Origin of the sequence: Mesorhizobium sp. M7A.F.Ca.AU.001.01.1.1 (assembly GCF_004022735.1) — a bacterium.
GTDB lineage: Bacteria > Pseudomonadota > Alphaproteobacteria > Rhizobiales > Rhizobiaceae > Mesorhizobium > Mesorhizobium ciceri.
The window spans coordinates 1-2,144 of record NZ_RZPF01000924.1 but is presented as its reverse complement, the minus strand read 5'-3'; the positions used below and the strand labels follow the sequence as shown (position 1 = coordinate 2,144).

Annotated in this window: 1 pseudogene; it reads left to right on the top strand. The window is 66.5% G+C overall.

Going from position 1 to position 2,144, the window contains the following annotated elements:
- Positions 1-2,144 (top strand): annotated as a pseudogene (locus EN884_RS34025) (kinesin); the annotation flags it as partial.

The following is a 2,144-nucleotide window of genomic DNA, read 5'->3' as shown; positions in this document are numbered from 1 at the left end:
ATCGAGGAGCGCGCCGGCACCATGGAACGTGCGCTCTCGACAGGCGTCGACAACGTCCGCGCCGTGCTCGAGAAGAGCGCCGTGTTTGTCGCCGGCGCCCTGCGCGAAAAGGTGCTGGAAGTCACCAGCACCCTGCACGAGCAGGCCGGTGCCGCGTTCAGCGACGCCGACCGCAAGATCGCCGAGCGCGCCGAGCAGACCTCCGCGGCCCTGCTGGCGCGGGCCGAAGACATCGCCCGCACCTTCGAGGAGGCCGACCGTCGCCTGCACGCCCGTGCAGAAGATACGTCGAACGCCTTGCTTGCCCGCGCGGACGACACGTCCAGCTCGCTGCTGGCCCGTGCCCATGAAACCGCCGATCAGCTGGCCGCTCGCGCAAATCAGATCGCCGGCACCTTCGAAGCGGCAGACCAGAAGCTCGCCGCCCGCGCCCAGGAAACCGCAGATCAGCTGACCGCCCGGGCTCAGGACACCGCCGACCATCTGGCAGCTCGTGCAAGCGAAATTGCAGGCACGTTCGATGCCGCCGACCAGAAGCTGGTCGCCCGCGCCATCGAAACGGCCCAGTCGCTGGCCGCGCGCGCCGGCGACATCCTGCGCAACTTCGAAGGCGCCGACCAGCGGCTCGGCATGCGGATCGGCGAATCGGCCGAAGCGCTTGCCGCACGCGCATCGGACCTTGGCCGCATCTTCGATGCCGCCGACCAGCAGCTCGTCTCGCGCATCGCCGAGGGTTCGGAAGCGCTGTCGAGCCGCGCCTCGGAAATCGGCCGTATCTTCGACGACGCGGATCAGCGTCTGGTGTCGCGCATCGCCAGCAGCACCACCACGATCGGCGAGCATGCCGAGACGATCGTCGGCGCCTTTGCCGATACCGAGCAACGGGTTGCCGAACGCGCAAGGCGGACCGGCCAGGAAATGGCCGTGCATGCCCGCGAAATCGAGCAGGCGCTTGCCGGCGCCGACGAGCGTCTCGCCTCGAGCGCGGCGGCCGCGGCAGCCCGTGTCGAAGAGCAGGTCTCGGGCGTCGAGAACCGCCTCGCCTTTACGGCCGAGACGATGGGCCAGAAGCTCAACGAGCAGGTGTCGAACGCCGAGGCGCAACTCGTCTCGCGCGCCAATGTGATCGCCGAGACCTTCACCGCGGTTGGCCAGCATATCGGCCAGAGCACCAACGATGCCGCCAAGACGATCGGCGCCAACACCCGCGAACTCAACACCATGCTCGCGGCGCGTTCGGCCGAAATGTCGAAGATCCTCGACGAAACCGCACGGCCTTTGGTCGAGCGCTTCGCCCAGGGCGGCTCGGAACTGCAAAAGAGCATGGAAGAGGTCACAGAACGCGCCACCGAGAAGCTGCGCAGCGAGAATGCCGCACTTGTCGACGCGCTCGCCAACCGCACCGCCGAAACCTTGTCGGCGGTCGAGGGTGCCCGCTCGTCGCTGTCCGACAGCGTCGCCGACCTCATCGGCCGGATGACCAAGTCCAGTTCGCAGCTCGGTCAGCTGATCGAGCAGGCCGCGGTCAATCTCGGCCAGGTCGATGAACGCCTGAGCGGCAGCACGCAAAGCTTCGCCGCCACCACCGAGAAGGCCGCGCAGACCTTTGCCAGCTCGGCACGTCTGGTCGATTCGAACACGACAAGGCTGACGGAACTGTCGTCGTCCACCTTGCGCGAGGTCGCGTCGATTGCCACCAAGTTCGACGAGCACAGCCGCCTGCTGTCCAGTGCTTCGGACCTGTTGAGCTCGGCCCAGAGCAACCTCGAACACACGCTCGAACGGCAGTCGTCGCTCGAAGACCTCGCCGTCGGCCTGGTCAAGAAGTCGGAAGATCTCGAAAGGGTCATGCGCTCGTTCGAAAATCTCGTCGGCCAGACGCTGCAGAACGCCGAAGGCAAGACGATGGAGTCGGCCGACAAGATCCGCAACGCCATCACCGACGTCGTCGACTCGGCAACCAAGCGCTTTGCCGATGCGACCGAGGAGATGCGGCGCACAGCGGGTTCGATCAAGAGCGAGCTCGACCTGACCCGCGCCGAGCTCAAGAAGGGCGTCATCGAAATGCCGGAAGAGGCCAAGGAATCGACTTCGGCCATCCGCCGCGCCGTTTCCGAGCAGATCAACGCCCTGAAGGAGCTTTC